General features: G+C 45.8%; 22 protein-coding genes and 1 pseudogene. 13 read left to right on the forward strand and 10 right to left on the reverse strand.

Features of this window, described 5'->3' with window-relative positions; all coding sequences use genetic code 11:
• The first annotated feature begins 42 nt into the window (after positions 1 to 42).
• The 4 genes from LZG73_RS18830 to LZG73_RS18845 all read left to right on the forward strand — a co-directional run bounded on the left by LZG73_RS18830 (position 43) and on the right by LZG73_RS18845 (position 3232).
• Positions 43 to 888, forward strand: a complete 846-nt coding sequence (locus tag LZG73_RS18830; RefSeq protein WP_233853439.1) for a neutral zinc metallopeptidase — start codon at positions 43 to 45, stop codon at positions 886 to 888.
• A 231-nt stretch (positions 889 to 1119) separates the two neighbouring features.
• Positions 1120 to 2043 (forward strand): DUF6268 family outer membrane beta-barrel protein, encoded by a 924-nt coding sequence (locus LZG73_RS18835; RefSeq protein ID WP_233853441.1) that lies wholly within the window; start codon positions 1120 to 1122, stop codon positions 2041 to 2043.
• A gap of 188 nt (positions 2044 to 2231) precedes the next feature.
• Positions 2232 to 2702 (forward strand): hypothetical protein, encoded by a 471-nt coding sequence (locus tag LZG73_RS18840; RefSeq protein WP_233853442.1) that lies wholly within the window; start codon positions 2232 to 2234, stop codon positions 2700 to 2702.
• 110 nt (positions 2703 to 2812) lie between these two features.
• Positions 2813 to 3232 carry a GNAT family N-acetyltransferase gene (locus tag LZG73_RS18845; protein WP_233853443.1) on the forward strand — a complete coding sequence of 140 codons (420 nt, stop codon included), beginning with the start codon at positions 2813 to 2815 and terminating at the stop codon, positions 3230 to 3232.
• Between the two features lie 42 nt (positions 3233 to 3274).
• On the opposite strand, the gene LZG73_RS25530 is transcribed toward LZG73_RS18845, so the two are convergent.
• Positions 3275 to 3403 carry a hypothetical protein gene (locus LZG73_RS25530; RefSeq protein ID WP_255697240.1) on the reverse strand — a complete coding sequence of 43 codons (129 nt, stop codon included), beginning with the start codon at positions 3401 to 3403 and terminating at the stop codon, positions 3275 to 3277.
• 140 nt (positions 3404 to 3543) lie between these two features.
• Between LZG73_RS25530 and LZG73_RS18850 the strand changes: the two genes are divergently transcribed.
• Entirely contained in the window at positions 3544 to 4581 is a 1038-nt protein-coding gene (locus tag LZG73_RS18850; protein WP_233853445.1) for an SGNH/GDSL hydrolase family protein, read from the forward strand.
• Between the two features lie 39 nt (positions 4582 to 4620).
• Positions 4621 to 5049: a DUF1810 domain-containing protein gene (locus LZG73_RS18855; protein WP_233853446.1), complete on the forward strand. Its 429-nt coding sequence runs from the start codon at positions 4621 to 4623 to the stop codon at positions 5047 to 5049.
• Between the two features lie 14 nt (positions 5050 to 5063).
• Here LZG73_RS18855 and LZG73_RS18860 read toward each other — a convergent pair whose 3' ends face one another.
• The 9 genes from LZG73_RS18860 to LZG73_RS18900 form a co-directional block, all read right to left on the reverse strand.
• Positions 5064 to 7319, reverse strand: coding sequence for an excinuclease ABC subunit UvrA (locus tag LZG73_RS18860; protein WP_233853448.1), 2256 nt, complete (start codon positions 7317 to 7319; stop codon positions 5064 to 5066).
• A gap of 115 nt (positions 7320 to 7434) precedes the next feature.
• Positions 7435 to 7830: a hypothetical protein gene (locus LZG73_RS18865; RefSeq protein ID WP_233853449.1), complete on the reverse strand. Its 396-nt coding sequence runs from the start codon at positions 7828 to 7830 to the stop codon at positions 7435 to 7437.
• Positions 7831 to 8136: 306 nt separating this feature from the next.
• Positions 8137 to 10383: a xanthine dehydrogenase family protein molybdopterin-binding subunit gene (locus tag LZG73_RS18870; RefSeq protein ID WP_233853450.1), complete on the reverse strand. Its 2247-nt coding sequence runs from the start codon at positions 10381 to 10383 to the stop codon at positions 8137 to 8139.
• 29 nt (positions 10384 to 10412) lie between these two features.
• Positions 10413 to 11396, reverse strand: a complete 984-nt coding sequence (locus tag LZG73_RS18875) for a xanthine dehydrogenase family protein subunit M (RefSeq protein WP_233853452.1) — start codon at positions 11394 to 11396, stop codon at positions 10413 to 10415.
• On the reverse strand, positions 11393 to 12031 hold the full coding sequence (locus LZG73_RS18880) for a (2Fe-2S)-binding protein (protein WP_233853453.1): 639 nt from the start codon (positions 12029 to 12031) through the stop codon (positions 11393 to 11395). Before LZG73_RS18880 ends, LZG73_RS18875 begins: the two co-directional genes overlap by 4 nt.
• Positions 12032 to 12133: 102 nt before the next feature.
• Positions 12134 to 12700: a sugar O-acetyltransferase gene (locus LZG73_RS18885; RefSeq protein WP_233853454.1), complete on the reverse strand. Its 567-nt coding sequence runs from the start codon at positions 12698 to 12700 to the stop codon at positions 12134 to 12136.
• The gene (locus LZG73_RS18890) at positions 12697 to 13224 is read right to left on the reverse strand and encodes a cyclophilin-like fold protein (RefSeq protein ID WP_233853455.1); all 528 of its coding nucleotides are present in this window, start codon (positions 13222 to 13224) and stop codon (positions 12697 to 12699) included. Before LZG73_RS18890 ends, LZG73_RS18885 begins: the two co-directional genes overlap by 4 nt.
• Positions 13221 to 14276, reverse strand: a complete 1056-nt coding sequence (locus LZG73_RS18895) for a carboxymuconolactone decarboxylase family protein (RefSeq protein WP_233853457.1) — start codon at positions 14274 to 14276, stop codon at positions 13221 to 13223. The genes LZG73_RS18890 and LZG73_RS18895 overlap by 4 nt, the downstream gene beginning before the upstream one ends.
• Positions 14277 to 14288: 12 nt before the next feature.
• Positions 14289 to 14795, reverse strand: a complete 507-nt coding sequence (locus tag LZG73_RS18900) for a cupin domain-containing protein (RefSeq protein ID WP_233853458.1) — start codon at positions 14793 to 14795, stop codon at positions 14289 to 14291.
• Positions 14796 to 14957: 162 nt separating this feature from the next.
• On the opposite strand from LZG73_RS18900, the gene LZG73_RS18905 reads away from it, so the two are divergent.
• From LZG73_RS18905 to LZG73_RS18935, 7 genes and pseudogenes are all read left to right on the forward strand, one after another.
• Positions 14958 to 15854, forward strand: a complete 897-nt coding sequence (locus LZG73_RS18905; protein ID WP_233853460.1) for an AraC family transcriptional regulator — start codon at positions 14958 to 14960, stop codon at positions 15852 to 15854.
• Between the two features lie 41 nt (positions 15855 to 15895).
• Positions 15896 to 16189: a DUF1330 domain-containing protein gene (locus LZG73_RS18910; RefSeq protein WP_233853461.1), complete on the forward strand. Its 294-nt coding sequence runs from the start codon at positions 15896 to 15898 to the stop codon at positions 16187 to 16189.
• A gap of 74 nt (positions 16190 to 16263) precedes the next feature.
• Positions 16264 to 18072, forward strand: a complete 1809-nt coding sequence (locus tag LZG73_RS18915; RefSeq protein ID WP_233853462.1) for a glycoside hydrolase family 15 protein — start codon at positions 16264 to 16266, stop codon at positions 18070 to 18072.
• Between the two features lie 122 nt (positions 18073 to 18194).
• Positions 18195 to 19073 carry a hypothetical protein gene (locus LZG73_RS18920; RefSeq protein WP_233853463.1) on the forward strand — a complete coding sequence of 293 codons (879 nt, stop codon included), beginning with the start codon at positions 18195 to 18197 and terminating at the stop codon, positions 19071 to 19073.
• Positions 19074 to 19270: 197 nt separating this feature from the next.
• Positions 19271 to 19387: pseudogene (locus tag LZG73_RS18925) on the forward strand (type II toxin-antitoxin system YoeB family toxin); the annotation flags it as partial.
• Between the two features lie 123 nt (positions 19388 to 19510).
• A complete protein-coding gene (locus LZG73_RS18930) occupies positions 19511 to 20740 on the forward strand; it encodes an exo-beta-N-acetylmuramidase NamZ domain-containing protein (protein ID WP_233853466.1) in 1230 nt (409 codons plus the stop codon).
• On the forward strand, positions 20740 to 21855 hold the full coding sequence (locus LZG73_RS18935) for an acyltransferase (protein ID WP_233853731.1): 1116 nt from the start codon (positions 20740 to 20742) through the stop codon (positions 21853 to 21855). Before LZG73_RS18930 ends, LZG73_RS18935 begins: the two co-directional genes overlap by 1 nt.
• The last annotated feature ends 103 nt before the right edge of the window (positions 21856 to 21958 follow it).

Here is a 21958-nt window from a genome sequence, read left to right on the forward strand (position 1 = left end):
ATGGTTTTTATTATTTTGTGAATATCTAAACAACTATAAAGTATGCGTTGGCAGGATTTACGAAGAAGTGGAAATGTAGAAGACCGCCGGGGAATGTCCGGTGGGGGAAAAGTCGCAATCGGTGGGATTGGGATGATCATTGTGCTCGCAATAGGCCTGTTGACCGGCCAGGATCCGAGTGAAATTCTCGGAAACTTGCAAGGAACCGAGACGCAGCAGGCTGAAAGCCGCCCCGCAGGCCCACGTCCTGACGATAAAACTGCTGATTTTGTGTCTGCTGTTTTGGGCAGCACGGAAGATGTTTGGGGGGAGATTTACACGGCTAATGATGCACAATACGAAAAGCCGAAACTTCAAATTTTTGAAGATGCAACGCAAAGTGGTTGCGGCGGCGCATCAGCCGCAATGGGACCATTTTATTGCCCGGCAGACCATAAAGTTTACATTGATCTGGCCTTTTGTGATGAGTTGAGGGACCGATTCAAGGCGCCCGGAGATTTTGCAGTCGCCTATGTGGTTGCGCATGAAGTGGGTCACCACGTTCAAAATCTGATGGGCATTTCGGAGCAATTGCAGGAACAACGCGGTCGAATTAGCAAGGAAGAATATAACAAACTGTCTGTGAAACTCGAACTTCAAGCCGATTTTCTGGCTGGTGTCTGGGCCAATCACGCGCAGCAAATGAGCAATATACTCGAACCTGGCGACTTGGAAGCTGCATTGACTGCGGCTAATGCGATTGGCGATGATAAGCTTCAAAAGGAGTCTCAGGGTTACGTAGTTCCCGATGCATTTACGCACGGAAGCTCGCAGCAGAGAATGTATTGGTTTAAAAAAGGATTTGAAACGGGCGATTTAAGCCAGGGAAAATACGAGGATATACGTTAGATCGTTATATATCCGAAATTGAAAGAAGCGCTCTTGAAATTTTCAAGGGCGCTTCTTCTGTTTTACGCAATCCGCAAGGCTTTATTTAACGGGAACTTAATTGAAATCGGAATTCGTTACCGACTCACAGCGAATGATTTGATGCCTTTAATGGACGAAATTGTTTATATTTAATTTCGTTTTCCTAAGTGTGCGCGTACGAGAATAGTAAACCTTTTCAGGAGTAATTTTATGCAGTTTCGCAGCCCCGGGGCATTCCTCATCATCATTTCCATGTTAAGCGGGCACGCAATGTGCCAATCATTGAAGCCCGGCCTCGAAGGCATGGCGCCTTCAAAGTGGTTGACATTCCGCAATACACACGCTCCGGGCAAAACTTTTCGCTTCAATGGAACCGACACCAAGCGTTTTACGCAGGAAGAATATTTCGTGAGGGCGTGGGTGCCGCTTGTGCACAGCAAAAAAGTAACCGTTATTTTAGGACCAAATTACCGGACCGAGCAGCTTGAATTCAAATCCACCGGCGAAAATCCGGTAAGTCATATGGAAGGCTGGAACCTGCGCACTTTTGCATTGGATCTTAATTCATTTGTAAAGCTCGACAGCTCTTCCTGGTTTATTTTTACATCTCACGTTAATAAAAGCGGTGATTTTGGTCAGCTAAAATGGGATCAAATTCCTGCGAACTATACATTGTCTGCTTCGTTTTTGCACAGAAAAAGTGCTAATAAGGAGATAGGCTTTGGTGTTATGATGAACAAAAGCTTCAAGGTGACTGTGCTTCCTGTTTTTATCCTCAATTACAATTTTTCCGAAAATACAGGATTAGAAATGATGCTTCCAAAGAAAATTTCTTTGCGAAAAAACATATCTCCCTCGGATATTATTTACTTCAAGTCGGAAGCAGTAACGCGCACTTATTATATCAATCAATTGAACAATCCCGCACTCGGGGTTTGTCGCCGGGTGGACATTGATATGGGCGTTTCGTACAACCGTAGAATAGGCGCTTATGCCGGTGTGGAAATCTTCGGTGGATATCGTCAAAACATATCCAATAGACTTATAGAGGGTGCTGTGCCTGTTCGCACCTCTGGATTTGCCGCTAACATTGAACTCTACGTTCAGCCTCCTAAGTTCAAAAAGAGGAAGTGAAAGTTGCTTTTTTGTTAAAGGGATTTAAGCCGATTTTTGCTTCTGAATTATTGATTTTCTTCCATTATTATCAATCAATTTGGCTAATGGTTACATAATCAGTTGCCTTAGTTTATTTGCATTATGTTTTTATAAGAAATTATAATTCTTAATTTCGCTGCACATAACTGCTAATTATAATTCATAATATGAAAGCCAAATCAATAAAGTTTTTTACACCTCAGGAAAATCTTCCAAAAAGTGAGGTGACCAAATCTACACCAAAGCCAAGCGGATACATTTCAGCAACAGGTAAAATTGTTTTGCCAAGTAACGCGCTAACGGAGTTGGGAATAGAAGCAGACACTACGAAGTTTAAAATTGGAACGGATCAGGGAAAAAGAAAAATCAATACAGTTTATCTCATTCCATCTGATGACGAAACAGGCACTTTTTCACTTGTGAAAAGCGGCAGAGGTTATGTAATTCCTTTGGCAATCATCCTCAAACAAGGTGGAGTTGCATTTGATACAACGAAATATACATTCGAGGTTACACAATTCAATTACGAAGAGGGAGTGGTGGGTTATGAATTAGCATTGACTAGTTCAGAACCGAAGCCGGCTTACACAGGGAAGCCTCGCGGCCGCAAACCGAAAGTTGTTGATCAAGCTGATTAAGCATTGAGATTTTGTTATTAATGTAAGAGCCTGAAACAGTAACAAATGTTTCAGGCTTTTTTAATGTGATTTAATTTCAAACGAAATAAACGCTGCTAACTTTAATTCGCATGAACATCGTAAATCACTCTTCCGAACACACTCCCGAACTCAGACGTATATTCAGGGACGCAAGGCGACATGCATTTACATGGGCGAATACTAAAAACTTCAAGTTATTGGATTTTGATGCTGCGACGGAAGGTGAAACAATATTAGTGGCAATTGAAGATGAAAAGCCTGTTGGATTTATTGCCTGGTGGCCGCCCGCAAATTTCATACATTCCTTATTTGTAGATCCTCCTCATATTGGAAAAGGAGCGGGAAAGTTGTTGCTGGACGCTTGTCTCGCAACAATGGGAAGGCCAGCGACACTTAAATGTTTGCAAGCCAATAAAAATGCCCTGGCCTTTTATCTGGCGCAGGGCTGGGAAATAGATCACGCGGAAGCATCAGCAGACGGCGACTATTATTTGATGGCCATTGATTGATGAAAAATTCCGCGAAATGCGACAATTCAGAAAAGGCAGTTGCTAAGAAATGTTGCCTTTTTTTGATGGCGTTACTTCGAGTGTCTGGATGATTTTGTATCCGATGAAAAGCATGAATAAAACCAATGCTAACTCAATAAAACCTGCTAACTGAAAGAATATCTGTTCCATGGCTTGTTCTTTTTGTGCAAAAAAACAGCAAAGCACAGGGCACATCAAGCATTAATGATTCAACGGTAAAATACTGATTTTGTGGTTGGAATGATTATTGTTGCGACAATGGGAGAATAACTCATACTTCCTTTAATACAATGATCGACGACAGTCAGCGTAAGTCAAACACACCAATCCCAGACAATTTTTCGAGCCGCAGGCGTTTTCTTCGCCAATCTGGGGCGGCCCTTTTAACCACCACACTTTTATCGTCCTGCAGCGGACTTGTTGAGGACCTCATTCCCAGTAAAAACGAGCCTGAAATTGAATTGCCTCCGCGGGACAAAACATTGGCGTTCTTCGGGGATAGCCTGACGATCGGCGCTGGCGGAACAGCACCTTACGGCACGATCGTGGGGACGGCTTTGCAAGGTCGGCCCATTTACAGCGAGGGCATTATAGGGCAGTATGCCATGTCAAACTCTGTGTTGCAGGGTGGGACGCCGCTGACGATCTCAGTGCTTGGGAATAAATTTGACGGGCTTAATCCCGTCAATATCACGCAATTGAGTAATCCTTTTTTGTCTACATTCAGCAACAACAATGATTACAGCAGGAAGGGAACGCTGGCTGGTGTGCATTGCACGATTAAACGCACGGGCAGCGAAGAGTTTGGCGACAAATACACAGTGACGCCCGATGCAGAAAGCACTGCTGAAATCCCTGAGAATTCGCGGTTTTTGTTAGACGATGTGGAAAAGCTTAAAAGCGCCACGCAGATCTTTTGGTATGGCCGTAACAACATCGGAAAGCCCAATGCAGAAGAGGAAATTTTGGCGGCGCTGGACAACTCAATTGCTTACATCGACGATCCGAAACGGTTTCTCGTCGTCGGCATTCTGTTATCGGCATTGGAAATACCTGGCGTGGAAAAGTACAATCAGGTGACTTCGATTAATGACAGACTCGCCTCGAAATATGGCCAGTCATTTGTGCCCATGACACCGCCTTCAACAGAAGAAATGGCGGCCATTGGCTACACGCCAACTGACCAGGATCTGGCTGATTTGCAAAAAAACAATTTCCCAACAGGCATGCGGTCCAATGTTAACACGGACGAAATTCACCTGAACGACAGAGGTTACCAGCTCGTCGCAAGTCGCGTTGTTGCCAAGATCAAGGAATTGAAATACTAATTATAGGAAATTCGGTTGTAAAGAACATATCCTTTGACCATGAAATCAGAAGCCGATTTGACCAAGTTTTTAGAAGCCCAGCAGCGGGATTACGCAGGAGCTTTGGCTGAAATCAAAGCCGGCAAGAAGCGTGGTCATTGGATATGGTATATTTTTCCGCAAATAGCCGGTCTGGGCGTGAGCAGCACATCGGCTTTTTATGGAATCGAAAATCTCGACCAGGCCAGCCGTTATCTGCAACATCCCGAGCTTGGGAAGAGGCTTGTTGAAGTTTCAAATGCGTTTTTAGCCGTTCAAAACAAAACAGCCAATCAAATTCTGGGAAGTCCGGACGATCTCAAAGTCAGATCTTGCATGACATTGTTTAGCCTTGTCAACAATGCAGATCCTGTTTTTCAGGCTGTTTTGGACAAGTATTACAACGGATTACCGGACCAAAAGACATTGGCAATTGTCAATGGAAAATGATTTTGCGCCCATGCTCAGGCAATGCTGGCACTATTCAAATACTGGCTTGTAATTGAGCCTTCCGCATTCAGCAATTGCAAAGGCGTTCCTTCAAAAACCACATTTCCACCTTTTGTGCCACCATCCGGGCCCATATCTATAATCCAGTCTGCGTTTTTTATCACATCCAGATTATGCTCGATCACAATCATCGTGTTCCCCGCATCAACGAGGCGATTCATGATGGAAAGCAAATGTGTGATATCGGACATATGCAAACCCGTTGTCGGCTCGTCCAGCACATAGACGCCACTTTTCTTGTGCAGCTCGCTGGCCAGCTTAATGCGCTGACATTCACCGCCCGACAATGTGCTTAACGGTTGTCCAAGCGTCAGATAATCGAGGCCTACATCGCTCATGGCCTGTAATTTATGCCGGATGTCGGTTTGGGTAAAGTAATCGAGTGACTGCAACACCGTCATTTCCAGAATGTCCGAAATGGACTTACCGTCCAGCTTATACTCCAGCACTTCCTCTTTAAAGCGCTTTCCTTCACACACCTCACAAGGCGTTTTAATGCCGTCGAGAAATGCCAGATCAGTGTAAATGACGCCCAGGCCCTGACAATTTTCACAAGCACCCTGCGAGTTGAAGCTGAACAAGGACGCGCTGACGCCGTTGGCTTTCGCGAATGCCTTGCGCACGTCGTCCATCACGCCCGTATAAGTGGCTGGGTTTGAACGCGTAGAAATTCCGACGGCGGACTGATCAATGACAATTGCTTTTGGATGCTGTTTTAGGAAAACATGATTGATCAGCGAGCTCTTACCCGAACCCGCCACGCCCGTGACAACGGTAAGCACACCTGCGGGAATGTCCACACTAACATTATGCAGGTTGTTGACTTTTGCATTTTTGACAGAAAGCTTACCAGACGGCTTGCGCGTTTTTTCTTTTATTGGCAAAGATTGTTTGATGTGTCGACCGGTGAGCGTATCCGCCTGGGTTAGCTCCGCAAAGCTCCCTTCAAACACGATTTGTCCGCCCTTGCTTCCCGCATGCGGCCCTACATCCACAATGTGATCAGCCACTTTGATCACATCCGGATCATGCTCAACAACGATCACCGTGTTGCCTTTGTCGCGCAGCTTGCCGAGCAATTCATTCAGTCGGTGAACGTCCCTTGGATGCAAACCTACACTCGGTTCGTCAAATATATACATGACATCGATCAGGCTGCTGCTGAGATGTTTAACCATCTTAACCCGTTGTGATTCACCGCCCGATAATGTGCTCGTTTCACGGTCCAGACTTAAATATTCCAGACCAATGTCCACCAGATGCTGTAATCGTTCAGACAATGTGGCAAGCATTGACCCGGCAACAGGATCGTTTATTTCCTTGATCAAATCCAGCAGTTCAGACACTTCCATGGCCGACATTTCGGCGATGTTTTTGCCCTTGATTTGGCAACTCAACGCAGCCTGGCTCAGCCGCGCACCCTTACAAGCCGGACAAGGCCCAAGCGCAATGTATGGTGCAACCGCCTTTTGCGTCCGTTCGGACAATGTCTTAATGTCCCGCTTGATATATGACTTTTCGAATTTTTCAATCACGCCCAGGTAAGTTGCATTCATCGTCCCGCCACCCACTTGCAATTTGAATTTCAGGTTTTTTCCATAAAGCAGCAGGTCCATTTCTTCGGGTGTGAAGTCGGAAAGCTTTTTATCATTATCAAAAAAACCGGAGCTCGCATAACTGCTTTTTTCCCAGGTCGCGAAAACTGGGACCTGCACCGCGCCCTCATTCAACGACTTGGTCAAATCCAGAAACGAGTCAGCCACAACGCCCATTTTCTTTCCCAACCCATTGCATTCCAGGCACATTCCCTGCGGATCATTGAAAGAAAAAGCATTGGAATTGCCGATATGCGGCGTCCCGATTCTGGAAAACAGAAGTCGCAGCACGGGAGAAATGTCGGTAATTGTGCCCAAAGTCGAATGCGAATTTCCACCCAATCTCCTCTGGTCCACAACGATGGCCATGCTCAGATTTTCAATGGCGTCTGCGTGAGGCTGCGCATATTTTGGCAGAAAATTTCGGATAAACATGCTGAAATTTTCATTCAGCTGCCGCTGCGCCTCAGTCGCGATCGTATCAAACACAATGGAAGATTTACCTGACCCGGAAACGCCTGTAAAAATGGTGATTTTACGCTTTGGAATGCTTAATGAGACATTTTTAAGGTTATTCTCCCGCGCACCGCGGATTTCAATATATTCCTGAGCCATAGTCGCTTGAATGAGTTGGAAGCCTGCACTTTTGCGAAAATACGAAATCGGTTACAACAGAAAAAAGCCCCAATAAGCTGGACACTTATTAGGGCAATGTTTGCTGACTAGTATTCTATTCTCCAATCAACACAAATGGGACTTGTTCGCATATCGTTTCTCCATTATTTAACTTAGCACAAATTTCGACCATTACGTCTTCAGTCTTTTTTACGGGATAAATAAATGAGCGCTCCAGATTGATAACCTGTAATCCTGCGCAGGCACATCCTATGTTCATTGCTGCAATTACGTTGCGTTTTTTATCCCTAACGGTAATTTGTGAATTAACTAACGATGCGTTGTGTGGCTTAATCAGCGCTTTAATTTGGATGCTATCTTTGTCTTGAAATGCTTGATTTCGCGTTGGACTTATTATTGTAATGTAGGGTGAATCCAGCTCCTTTTTTTCGCAACCAGCAAAAAATGAGATCATACAAATCGATAGCAAAAAAACATGTGAGAATTTCATAGCCATATTGTTTAGTTAAAATAAAACTAGGCATCGAATTGTATGCCCTTGCATGTGAAATATGGCTGACAATTTTCAACTGGTTGACTTGGTTGAACTAACGGTTAATAGCAAGAGCTTTGAGCCTTGAAATGATGTGGCAATTTGAAATTGAGGATCCAGCAGCAGGTTGAAAATAAACATAGTGTAGAGAAGTGCCGAGTCAGTGGCGGAAACTGATCTGCAGAAAACCTTATATTAAACTGTTAAGTAAAAAAACCGGACATCATTGCCCGGTTTTTTACTTTTATGATTTTGCTAAAAAGCCTAAATCAGCTTATCCGGCGTGATTGGCAGCTCTCTGATCCTTTTCCCGGTTGCATTAAAAACGGCATTGGCAATCGCAGGAGCGACGCCAATGATGGCAATTTCTCCTAAGCCCTTGCTGCCGACCGGATCAGCCAGCAAATCAGGCTTATTGACGAAATATACGTCGATTTCAGGCACATCAGCATGCACAGGCACGTGGTAATCTGCCAAGTCTTTGGTCACATAGCGGCCGAAACGGTGGTCCATAACCGCATCTTCGGTCAGGGCCATTCCAATGCCGCCAGTTGCGCCTCCAATCATCTGACTTGCGGCAGTTTTCGGACTAACAATTGTGCCGGCATCTGCGCAGCAAACGATTTTCTTCACCCGCACCTGACCTGTGAATGGATGCACATGAACCTTTGCAAAATGCATTGAAAATGCATTCATAGAGTATTTATTGCGGTTTTCGTCGGGCTTGGATTCGTTCGTAGTCTCTATTTTCTCAATGTTATTTTGCTTCAACAAGTCTCCCAATGTCAGTTTGGCCGACTTTCCGCCAAGCTGGATTTCGGCTTTATCAAACATCACATCATCCGGCTTTGCCGAGGCGAACGCCGCATTTCCTTTGGCCGCCGCCATCGTAATCAGCTGTTCTTTCAATGCATTGCAAGCCGCGAGCACCGCCGGGCCAACGCTGTTTACCGTAGACGAACCGCCCTGCAAGCCTGCATTCGGAAACTCAGAATTGCCGAGGTGAAATGCGATTTTTTCGGTTGGAATCCCTGTCGTGTTGGAAGCGATCTGCACCATAGCGGTCCCAGTGCCGGGGCCAATGTCCGTGATGGCGCAGTGCATGACGAGGTTGCCTTCTTTATCCAGTTCTGCGTGCACGGTGGCTGAATTTCTGTTTGCACCAAAAGTCCCTGTGCCCATCCCATAACCCACAAGCCATTCGCCGTCCCGCACTGAACCCGGTTGCATTTTTCTGTTTTCCCAGCCAATCCTTTTTTTGCCTTCATCATAACATTCTCTCAAATATTTGGTCGACCAGGGCATATTCTTGTCCGGATCAGACTCCGTATAATTAAGCAATCGGAAATCAACGGGGTCCATATCAATCGAATGCGCCACTTCGTCCATCGCCGATTCCAAGCCAAACGCACCCGTTGCTTCGCCTGGTCCGCGCATCCAGATCGGCGTGGCAAGATTAAGCGGCAAAATGCGGTAACGCGTACTGACATTTGGCGACGCATACATCATGCGCGTTTGCTGCAAAGTGGATTCCGTGAATTCCTCGTAAGTGGAAGTCTGCCCGATAGACTGGTGATTAATTGCCACCAGTTTGCCATCTTTCGTCGCTCCCATTTGAATCTTTTGCCACGTCCGGGGCCGGTAACCGACCATCGTAAACATTTGTTCACGCGTTAACACCAGTTTAACCGGTCTTTTCACTTGCTTCGCAGCAATGATAGCCGCCGTTTCGTGGGGCCAGTTATGCAGTCCATTTCCAAAAGCGCCGCCTACGAAAGTTGCAATGCATTTGACATTCTCCTCCGGCAAATTCCATTCTTTGGCAAAATTTTTCTGGGTCATTTTTGTGCCCTGCACTTTGTCATAGACGGTCAACTTATCGTCTGCTTCCCAATGCGCCGTAATCGACTGCAATTCCATGGGATTATGCACTTCGGTTGGCAACACATATTCCGCTTCAAACTTAACCGGCGCATTGGCAAATGCGTCAATCTGTCCGCGGTCATAATCTGCCGTCGGGGATTTCGGGTTTTTCTTGCCAGATGCGGGCAGCACCGCTTTTTCTGCATTTGCTTCTAAATCAGTCTGATGCTGCTCCTTATTATATTGAACTTTCACAAGCGTTGCGGCATGCCGTGCTTTCTCAAAACTGGTTGCGACAACGGCCACAATCGGCTGATCATTCGAATAAATTTTGTTGTCAAAAAACACGCGCAACGGCTGGCCCTTTGTCGACGGCTCCGATGGATGCTCCCCTTTGGACTGGTAACTCGGCAATTTGATGGCATTCAAATGTGATATCACCGCCAAAACGCCGGGCGCACGCTCGGCTGCTTTTGAATCAATGCTTTCAATGGTTCCCTTGGCAATTGTGCTGCCGACAAGCACGGCATAGGACATATTTGGCAAGACATATTCTGCCGAATATTTGGCTGCGCCCGTTACTTTAAGGCGGCCATCCACCCTGTCGAGTGGTTTGTAATCTTTTTTATCAAAAAATGCTTCATTCATGATCTTTTCATTCAAGGATTTTGGGAAAACTAAACCAGGCCAGCTGCATTTTTCAATGCTTCTACAATCACATTCGGACCGAGTTTCAGTTTGAATGCATTGTATTTGAAAGCCTTAGCTCCCTGCATCGCAATTTCCGCCGCTTGTCTGAAAGTTTCTTCCGTTGCCGGTTTTCCTGCCAATGCTTTTTCAGCCTCTTTCAGCCGCCATGGCTTGTGCGCCACGCCGCCCATTGCCAGCCGCGCTTCCTTAATCACCTTCCCGTCCATATTTAAAGCCGCTGCCACAGACACCAGTGCAAATGCATAAGATGCCCGGTCGCGAACTTTAAAGTAATGCGCATTTTTAGCAAAAGCATTGTCCGGTATCTCTACCGAAATGATCATTTCATTGTTTTGAAGTGTGTTATCTTTCTCGGGTTGATTTCCCGGCAGTCGGTGAAATTCTTCAAATGGAATGCGTCTCTCGCCTTTTGGTCCGGCTACTAGAACACTGGCATCCAATGCAACCAATGCAATGCACATATCGCTCGGGTGCACGGCAATGCATTGCTCGCTCGTCCCAAAAATGGCGTGCATTCTGTTCAAACCTTCCAATGCGCCGCAGCCAGAGCCGGGTTCGCGTTTGTTGCACGGCAATGCAGTGTCGTAAAAATAGGGACATCGCGTGCGCTGCATCATGTTGCCGCCCACAGTCGCCATGTTTCTGATTTGGGCTGATGCACCTGCATTCAATGCCTGGGAAAGCAGCGGATGTTTTTCGATGATCAGCTTATTATCGGCCACGGCGCTGTTTAATGCCAGTGCGCCAATGCTCGTTTTACCATTTTGCTGCTGAATGTCTTTGAGCGGGACCATGTTAATGTCCACCAGTTTGGTTGGCGCAGTAATGTTCCGTTTCATCAGATCAACCAGATTGGTGCCGCCAGCAATAAATCTTGCGTTGCTGTTATTGGCCAATCCGTTTATGGCAGCCTTCGTTGTGGTCGCGCGTTCGTATTGAAATTGTATCATGATTTCTGCCCCCCGTTTTTAACTTCCTGAATCGCCTTCACAATGTTGGGATATGCCCCGCAGCGACAAATGTTCCCGCTCATAAATTCCTTAATATCAGCTTCGTTATTGGCATGACCTTCGTTAATGCAGGCAACCGCAGACATGATTTGTCCCGGCGTGCAGTAACCGCATTGAAAACCGTCGTGTTTGATAAAAGCCTGTTGCATTGGGTGCAGTTCTTCACCCTTTGCCAAGCCTTCAATAGTGGTAACTTCCTGACCTTCATGCATGACAGTCAAGCTCAGACAGGATAGCACGCGCTGGCCATTCACATGCACCGTGCATGCGCCGCACTGACCATAATCACAGCCTTTTTTGGTTCCGGTCAAATCCAGCTGCTCACGCAACGTGTCCAGAAGCGTTGAACGTGGCTCCACGTTCAACTGCTTCTTGACGCCATTGACCGTCATGTTGACGGGTGTCGTTTCAAAAGCAGCACTGATCTTTTCTCCCAAATTATGCTCCGCAGCTTTGGCAACGGCAACAGGGGCGACGGCGATAGCTGTCAGGATGGAAGATGTTTTCAGGAAGTCGCGTCGGGATTCGTGATGATCCTCCTTCTCCGGCCTGTTGTTTGCTTGGTTTTTGTCCATGGTGATAAGTGAATTTCGCGGTGAGGTTAAAACAATTGAACCAGTTGCGGATCGATAGGACTAATGAACAGATGATTGCGCGGAACACTAGTGCTTAAGAAGCTAAAATGACTTGATAACTTTTGCCGGAATGCCAGCCACGATTGAGTTTGGCGGCACATCGCGGCTCACAACCGCACCGGCTGCAACAATGGAATTTTCTCCGACCGTAACGCCCGGCAGGATGGTGGCAGCCGCGCCGATCCACGCATTCCGTTTAATGACAATGGGTTGCAGAATGAGCGTGGTCCGGTTTGCAGGGTCAAGCGGATGATTCTCGGAAGTAAGGTTTACCCTCGGCCCGATCTGCACATTGTCTTCAATTGTGATCCCGCCAATGTCCAGAAAGGAGCAGGCGTGGTTGATAAACACATTTTTACCCAAAGTGATAAATTGCCCGAAATTGGTATAAAACGGAGGGAATATCGTCGTCGAATCGTCGATCTCGGTTCCGATAATTTCGCCTAGCTTTCGGCGCACTTCGCCCAGATCCGTTGCAGTCGCATTCATTTCAACACATAACCGGATCGTCCGGGCTACAACTTCTGCAAACTTCCCATATTCAGGATCATCTTTCGGAATCTGCCCGCCAGCGCGCATTCGCTCGAAAATGTCTTTTTCTGTATTCATTTTTTTGATTCCAGTTCAAAAGTCACCGTCACATTACCCGCGCCAACCGCCGCATCAAGTCCACTTACATTATCAATCCGCCCAAGCCTGGTGTATGCATACTGCGTGGGGAAGCTTTTATAAAAAAGCACCAGCACGTTGGAGCCGTAAAGCATCAGGTCGCCATTCCGGATGTTCCCGGGGTTTGAAGCGTTTGATGGAAGGTTCGACGGGAAGTTATAAAGCTTCTCATTTCCGTTCAGTTCGCTCATATTCACTGTCAGTGGCAGTCTTGCTTTGAATGCAGTTACAGTCGGATTTTTCACGAGTGTCGCGGTAAAAGCTTTTGACCCAATGTTAATCCTTAACCGGCTGGTTGAATCAGAAGGCGGCGTGCCGGTTTCTCGCACTTCCTCTTCTGAATTTTCCGCGGGAATGTTGTTGTCTGTTTTGCAAGCCATAATGCCGAGTAAGAATATGCTGAATGCCCATGTCAGCCACTGTTGTTTAGCTATGCATGTTTTTTTGAATGCGTCTTTCATCATTTCAGTTTTTTAAAAATTTCCGACATCGTCTCCGGGTCAAGCGAATGCATGTCCACAAGCTTTAAGGACTTTACCATTTTAAGCGTATTCGTTTTATAATGCTGGAAATGCGGGGTTTTCAAATGCGATTGATAAGCGGCGCTGTCGGCATAAATCTCCACGATCCGGATCTGATTGGGTTGCTCTTTGGCTGACATGGGAAAAATAGCGATCACGCCCGGCTCTTTTTCAACAGACGCGGACGATTCTTCTTTCAAAATGGCATTATACTCCGCCAGAAATTCCGGCACAATTTCAATTTCCGAAATCCGGACCATCATATCCTTTTCAATAACGGGAGTCAAAGGTTTTGAAACGATCGTTCTTAATGTATTCGCCTGCGTTTTGCTGACGTGTTTTTCAATGAGGTCTGCAATTGCTGCGAGCTGATTTTCAGTGATCCCCGTATTCATTCCCATTTTGACGTGAGCCTGCAATTGCGACACGACGCCCTGCATGGCGGTTAATGCAGAAATGGTCACAATCTCGCGTTGCTGGAAGCTCAAAACATCACTTTCAAAAATGTCCGCAAACAAATGTTCCTTCAGAAATGCATCAATCCTCGGGGCGAATTCACCGAAGCCGGGAGCTGGTTTGGTCTGCGGTGTTTTGGTCAAAATTTCCAGCACTTTCCGGCCCTGATCATACTTATCCGAGGGGTTGTTATTGGGATTAGCCGACTTTCCCTGCTTGTCGTTTATGCCACTTGCCTTCCTTTTTTCAACCACATTCATCAATGTGGTGATCGCGTTCAGACTTCTTGGAAAACCGCAATAGGCATAAAGCTGGACGAGGATTTCTTTGGTTTCTTCAATTGTGAGCCCTGCATCCAGGCCAGCATTGAGCTGTGTCGACAAGTTTTCAATATCGCCCGCGGCGGTTAACGCGGAAATGATAGAAATGCTTTGTTGCTGAGGACTTAGCGCCCGACTTTGGTCTGTTTTCACTTGCGCCTTCATGGCAGTTGGACAAAAAATGAAAATAAGGAGAAAGAGAGGGTTGTATCGGCTCATGATGATTGCTTTTTACTGTTTGTTTACCGCAGCATACTCCTCATCCGAAACCGGTTTCAGCCAAACCACATTGGCCTCGCCTTCATAGTTGGTGATGGCGATATGCACCATTTTGGTTTTTTCCGCAGCTCCGTGCCAATGCGCGGTATTTTCGGGAATGTTGACGACGTCGCCTTTTTTGATGGGCTGTGCCGGTTTGCCCTTTTCCTGATAAAAACCGTCACCTTCCGTTACGATCAAAACCTGGCCTCTCGGATGTGTGTGCCAGTGCGTGCGGGCTCCCGGCTCAAAAGTCACGCTGCCCATCATGAAGTCATTGTTTTTATCTTTTGCAATAAGCGGCGTCAGGAAAGCGCCGCCGGTGAAATAGCTGTCGGGCAGTTTGTCTCCTTTCGGAAAAAGAGCTGCATCTTGAACTTGTGTCATGTTTGCTGATTTTTTGGTTTGACTATATGCTGCGGTCGAAAGCATTGCTCCGAACAACAAAGTGTAAATGCCTGATTTATTGAGATGTATCATTGCCGTAAGATTTTTTTGCCATTGAATGTTACAAAGGTCGCGCCAGGAGCCCGCACCGTTTTATACAGGTTACAGGTTTATTTACCAGTTTTACTGATTATGCCAATTTTATGGAATGAGTCGTGTCGGCTTAGTTATATTTGACCTTAAAAATGCGAGATTATGGAACAGGTAGAGCGAATTGATACGGTAAAGCAGTACAATAACTGGATTGGTGTAGAGACGCTGCATCCGCTGGTAAGTGTGATCAATTTCAGCGAAATACCGTCGGTCCAGCATTTCCGGCGTTACATGGGCATTTATGCTGTTTTTTTCAAAAATATTAAGTGCGGCGATATCATTTACGGTTGCCAGCCATACGATTATGAAGACGGGACGCTGGTTTTTGTGGCTCCCGGGCAAGTTTACGGCATTGACAGCAAAGGTGTTATGACCAAGCCCTCGGGATACGCATTAGTCTTCCATCCCGATTTGATTGCGGGCACACATCTGGGCAGGGTGATGAAGGATTATTCATTTTTTTCCTATGAGGTCAACGAGGCATTGCATTTGTCCAAAAAAGAAAAGGATACGATTGTAGATTGCCTCCAAAAGATCAGCTCCGAAATTGACCAGAACATTGACAAGCATAGCAAAACATTGATTGTATCCAACATTGAGCTGTTTCTAAACTATTGCATGCGTTTTTATGACCGTCAGTTTATCACGCGCAGCAATGAAAACAAAGACATTTTGGTGCGTTTTGAAGCTTTGCTTAATGAGTATTTCAAATCAGGCAAAGCGCAGACGTTGGGCCTGCCCAGCGTGGCCTATTGCGCTGACTCGCTGCATTTATCTCCCAACTATTTTGGTGATCTGATCAAAAAAGAGACTGGGCATACCGCATTGGATTTCATACAATCACGACTCATTGAGGAAGCCAAAATGAAAATTTTTGAAGCCAATCAATCATTCAGTGAAATTGCTTACCAGCTGGGTTTCAAGTATCAACAACATTTCACGCGCCTATTCAAGCAAAGAACCGGCGTCACGCCAAATGAATATCGACATTTGAATTAGTTGATTTATTATTTGGAAATGTTTGACTAATTAGACGAGCCATGATCCACATCACACAATTTGTTTACGTCCGCGACGGAAAAGAAGACACTTTCCATGAATTCGAATCACGGGTGTTACCCTTGCTGGAACGCCACAATGGTAAACTGCTGATGCGGATCAGGCCCACCGCCGAGCACTTCATCGCCGGCGAGCTCGATCCTCCTTATGAAATTCACCTAGTCAGCTTCGAAAATGAAGCTGGTTTACTGGCATACGGAAACGACGAGGAGCGGCAAAAATGGGTTAGCATGAAGGATGAATCTGTGACGAGCGTGATTGTGGTCAAGGGATAAAATATGAGGCCAAGGGTTTTCATGCACTGGCGTGATAATTTACAAGTTTGACTTTCAAACTTACGAGAAGCCAAATGCCTAAAAAGAACCCTGAACATACGCGGATTGAGGATTATGGAGTGATTGGTAATCTGAAAACCGTTGCGCTTGTATGCGTGGATGGCTCTATTGATTTTATGTGCTATCCTGCTTTTGACTCGCCGACGGTTTTTGCAAAATTGTTGGACAATGATAATGGGGGCAGCTTCGCCATTTATCCATTATTGGAAGGTTATAACACAAAGCAACTTTATCTGCCTTCCACGGCAGTGCTGCTCACCCGGTTTTTTTCAGAGGAAGGCATTGCGGAAGTAACTGATTATATGCCGGTCAACGACCTGATGGATAAGTCTAATGCCATTGTGCGCCAGGTAAAAACGGTTCGTGGAAAAATTACTTTTCAGGCGAAATGTAAGCCTGCTTTCGATTACGGCGGGACACAACATAACTGTGAATTGCGTGACGATTGCGTTTATTTCAATGCAGATAATGAGGACGGGACAGTAATGCGCCTGATTGCCGACGTTCCTTTGCAGATCAAGAACAATGCGGGTTATGCGGAGTTCACTCTTGAACAGGGAAAAACGGCTTATCTGGTGTTGGAATGCGGTAAAGGTCAGGTTGAAAATGACAATCCGTTAGAAGCTTATAAGCATGATACTTACCAGGAAACGGTTGATTTCTGGCGGAATTGGTCTAAAAAATCTACATATAAAGGCCGTTGGACCGGCACTGTAAACCGCTCTGCCATTACGCTTAAATTACTCACTTCCAGGGAACTGGGTTCAATGGTGGCCGCCCCGACATTCAGTCTGCCCGAGGTAATTGGTGGTGGCCGCAACTGGGATTACCGCTTTACTTGGATCAGGGACGCGGCGTTTACAATGTATGCGTTTCTAAGGCTCGGATATACGGAAGAAGCAACGGCATTTCTGGAATGGATTCACGACCGCTGCCAGGCAGACAAGCTTTATCTCATGTATACGATTGACGGCGGGCATGACATGGAAGAGAAGGAAGTAGCGAATTTGAGCGGTTATCAAAATTCAAAACCCGTCCGGATCGGAAACGGGGCGCAGGATCAGAATCAGCTTGACATCTATGGCGAACTCATCGACACGATTTACATTTATAACAGACAGCATTCAGCGATCACTTTTGAGTTTTGGGAAACCATTGTGAAACAGGTAAATGTGGTCGTTGAAAGGTGGGACACGGCTGATCACGGGATCTGGGAGATCCGCAACACCGAAAAAAACTTCCTGCACAGTCGGCTTATGTGCTGGGTTGCGATGGACCGTGCGATCAAGATTGGTCAGCACCGATCGTTTCCTTTTCCCGAAAATGAGTGGAAACAAGTGCGTGACGCCATTTATAAAGACATTTATGAAAACTTCTGGAATGATAAAATAGGTGCGTGGGTGCAATACAAAGGTGCCGATGTCGTCGACGCTAGCGTTTTGCTTATGTCGCTCATGCATTTCATCGCACCCCACGAACCCCGCTGGCTCTCGACATTGAAAGTTGTGGAAGAACAGCTTGGTGTAGACGTGCTTTTATATCGTTACAAAAATGGCGAAGAATCATTCGACGGCCTAGCCGGCGAAGAAGGCACATTCAATATGTGCTCGTTCTGGTACATTGAATCTCTTGCCAAAAGCGGGGAAGTCGCAAAAGCGCTCGACAGTTTTGAGAAAATGAATGGATATGCCAACCATTTGGGCTTGTTCAGCGAACAAATCGGCCACAGGGCCGAGCACCTCGGCAACTTCCCGCAAGCGTTCACGCATTTGGCATTGATCAGCGCTGCATTAGAAATTGACAAGCAACTCGACAGGCAGTAAGCAAAAGGAGATAACCGTTCGCTGTTTCGTTCCCACCGCTTATTCATTGGTTAGGGATAACCTTTGCGGCATAATCTAGTATTGTGCCGTTAAATCCATCTCTAATCTAAAAACTGTTTGCTATGAAAAGCTTGTTAAAACAAACCGCATTAATGGTCAGTCTTTCTGCCGGTTTAATGTTAGTGTCTTGTCAAAATGAAAGTTTGCTGCCCGCTCCTCAACAGCCTTCGGGCAATGATACGGGTGCTCGTATAGCAGGAATTCCAGCAACTGCGCCTTCGTTAAAGCTCGTGAAGCATGGTGATGAAGTGTTAATTTACTATCCCGACGGTCGGTTAAAAGAAGTGCAATACACAAATAGCGCCCAGGATTATGGGGTCAAATCATTGCGTGTGGAATATAAATACGGCGCCGATTGGACCGACTGGGTTGTAGCGACACGATATGAAGGCACTTTTAAAAAGCGGGAAATGAAATGGCGTATCGAGAATGGAAAAGCAACGGAATTACAAACAGCGCATTACAAAATCGGGTCCGGTGGATCGCCGTATTTGTATACCAATGCTAAGTTTGAATACAATGCCAAGCAGCAACTCATAAAAGTTATCAGTGCAACTCCGGAGAAGTCCGTGATAACATTTTCATATGACGGTTTGGGCAATGTTACCAAACATCTGACAACACATGGAACTGGCAAGTCATTGACTGTGAGTGATTACAATGCATTTGAATATTCGGATTATGTCGGAGGATCACTTGATTTAGACAAAAATGGGATAATCAATACGATTGTGTTTGGTGCTGATGATTTACATCAGATAGGAGATCCGTATTTACCGATTTTTGGAAAATTCGGGACGAAACTGGTAAAGGTCAGACATACATCAGGTCCTACTTTCAAATTTGCCCACACATTTGATGCAAAAGGCAATGTCAAAACACAAAAAACCTGGTACTCAACTGGTGAGTTGCTCAAAGACAAAGCCTTCATTTATCGGTAATCGGCAGTAATTAACATTGAAGAAAAGCCAGGCAATCCGTTGAGGTTGCCTGGCTTTGACCGGCCTGAGGCCTGCGAATAGTTGATCCGAATGTAACATTCGAACCAACGCTTAATTGGATTGGAAGCTGCTGCTAGTCTAATTTTTATTGAGAATCCCAACTGGGAATTGGCAAGCCAGAATAACTCAAAAACAATCTTTCGGGCTTGTGGTCTCGTAGAATTGACAAGAAGCACCGCTTTGTGTATCAAATCTTTGAGCTGACTATAACTGTCTTCGTCATAGCCGCAAAGGAGCATTATGACGATAATTGACTTTGCAGCCTTCAAGCAAAGCGAAGACAGCTTACGTAATGCCTTCGCTAAATTTGCTATTTTAGCCTTATCAATTTGACTGCATCGCGCGGTGGCCATCACTAAACTACAAACCGTCTGAAAATGATAAGATTTAGTTTTATACTTTTTCTAATGCTGCTTGTGATCGGCAACATTGAATGTTCCGCACAAATTGCATCATCAGACCAGCACAGTTCCAGCAAGTCGGGAATTATCACAGGGGCGGATCAGACTGAAAAATATTTGCCTTATTTAAATGGAAAGCGCATCGGACTGGTTGCAAATCAGAGTTCCTTGATTGGTAAAAAAAGTATTGTAGACAGTTTATTGAGCCTTGGAAATCAGATTGTTAAGGTGTTTGGGCCGGAGCATGGTTTTAGAGGCAATGCGAGCAACGGAGCAGTGGTGAGCAATGAGACAGATGCTAAAACGGGCATTCCAATCATCTCTTTATACGGCAAAAATCAGAAACCCAATAAAGAACAGCTGGCGGATATCGACCTGATGGTTTTTGATATTCAGGATGTGGGCTGCCGTTATTATACCAATATCAACACGCTTGAATATGTGATGGAAGCTTGTGCAGAAAACAATAAAGAGCTCTTGATTCTTGACAGGCCAAATCCAAACGCATATGTGGTTGATGGACCGGTGATGACGGATGATAAATTTAAATCTGCCATTGGGATCCATTATATTCCTATGACGCATGGGATGACGATCGGCGAATTTGCGCAATATCTTAACGGTGAAGGATATGTGAAAGAACAATGCAAACTGAATATCATTAAGGTTGCCAATTACAATCATGATATGCCTTACACATTGCCGATAAATCCGTCACCCAATTTGAATACGCAGCAAGCCGTGATGCTTTTCCCGAGCTTGTGTATGTTTGAAGGAACGGCTATCAATGAAGGCCGGGGGACTTACATGCCATTTACTATTCTGGGGGCACCCGCATTGAAAGGCAAATATTCATTTTCGTACAAACCGGTAAGCATTCCCGGCATGAGTGAGAAACCCAATCACAAAGATTCTGTTTGCTATGGCCTCGACCTGCGCAAATATGACATTGAAAAGCTACGCGAAAGCCGGCAGATTAATTTATCGTGGTTGATTGAGCTGTACAATGCTTATCCGGACAAAGCCAATTTCTTCACTCCCGGCAGGGCCAACCAGGATATATCAGCATTTGATCTGCGCATTGGCACCGACCAACTGAGAAAACAGATCATTGCTGGCGTTTCCGAAGCGGACATCAGAAAAAGCTGGGAGCCGGGATTGCAGAAGTTCAAGGCCGTACGGATAAAATATCTCCTCTATCCGTGATGAACAACAATAATGACCTTGGTTCAAAACCACATTATCAAATCTTAGATGGCCTCCGGGGTGTCGCAGCCATCATTGTGGTGTTCTTTCACCTTACTGAGCCCCTTGCCAGCAGCCGCTTTACCAATGTTGTAAATCACGGTTATCTGGCAGTGGATTTCTTCTTTTTGTTATCCGGCTTTGTAATTGGTTATGCATATGACGACAGGCGGGACAAATTAACGATCGGCGGCTTTCTTCGTCGCCGGTTTGTGCGGCTACAACCACTCGTTATACTCGGCATGACGCTCGGCGCCATCGGCTTTTACTTTACAGACTCGACAATCTGGCCGCTCATTCACACAGTTCCCGTATGGAAGCTGATCGTGGTCATGCTAATCGGATGGACGCTTCTGCCCGTCCCGCTTTCGATGGATATCCGTGGCTGGTTCGAAATGCATCCGCTCAATAGTGTCGGCTGGTCATTGTTTTTCGAGTATATAGCCAACATTCTTTACGCATTGGGAATGAGGAAATTGTCAAATAAAGCATTAGCCGTTGTTGTAGCACTAGCTGGCCTGGCGCTTTTGCATTTGGCTTTAACCAGCGCGAACGGAGACGTCACCGGTGGCTGGACATTGAATGCCGAACACATGCGCATTGGGATCACGCGCACAATATTTCCGTTTTTTGCGGGTTTGCTTTTGTCGCGGACAGCACGGCCAATTTATATCAAAAATGCTTTCTTATGGTGTGGCATCCTGGTCGCGGTTGTTCTGGTAATGCCAAGAATCGGCGGTGTAGAGCACCTCTGGATGAACGGTTTGTACGAGGCTTTTTGCATCATCATTGTCTTTCCACTCATTGTTTATATCGGCGCAAGTGGTGTGGTCCGTGGGCAAACAGAAGAGAAAATTTGCAAGTTTCTGGGCGACATTTCTTATCCTTTATACATGACGCATTATGTGCTCGTCTATTTTTACGTCGCCTGGGTAAGCAATCACAAGGGCATCTCGCTATGGCAAGCTTCGCCATACGCACTGCTCACATTTACAGGAGCCATTGCGCTGGCTTATGCAAGTTTAAAGTTGTTCGATGAGCCAGTTAGAGCCTGGTTAGGGAAGAAGCTGCGTTAGTGAAGAGGAAAGTCAGCGTGCCAGCATTCTGTCCGGTAACTTACACTGCAATGCGCGTAAATTATCCGGAAACTTCCCGACGGATTTATATAAATTGCCTTTT

The organism is Dyadobacter sp. CY326 (assembly GCF_021390515.1).
Lineage (GTDB): Bacteria > Bacteroidota > Bacteroidia > Cytophagales > Spirosomataceae > Dyadobacter.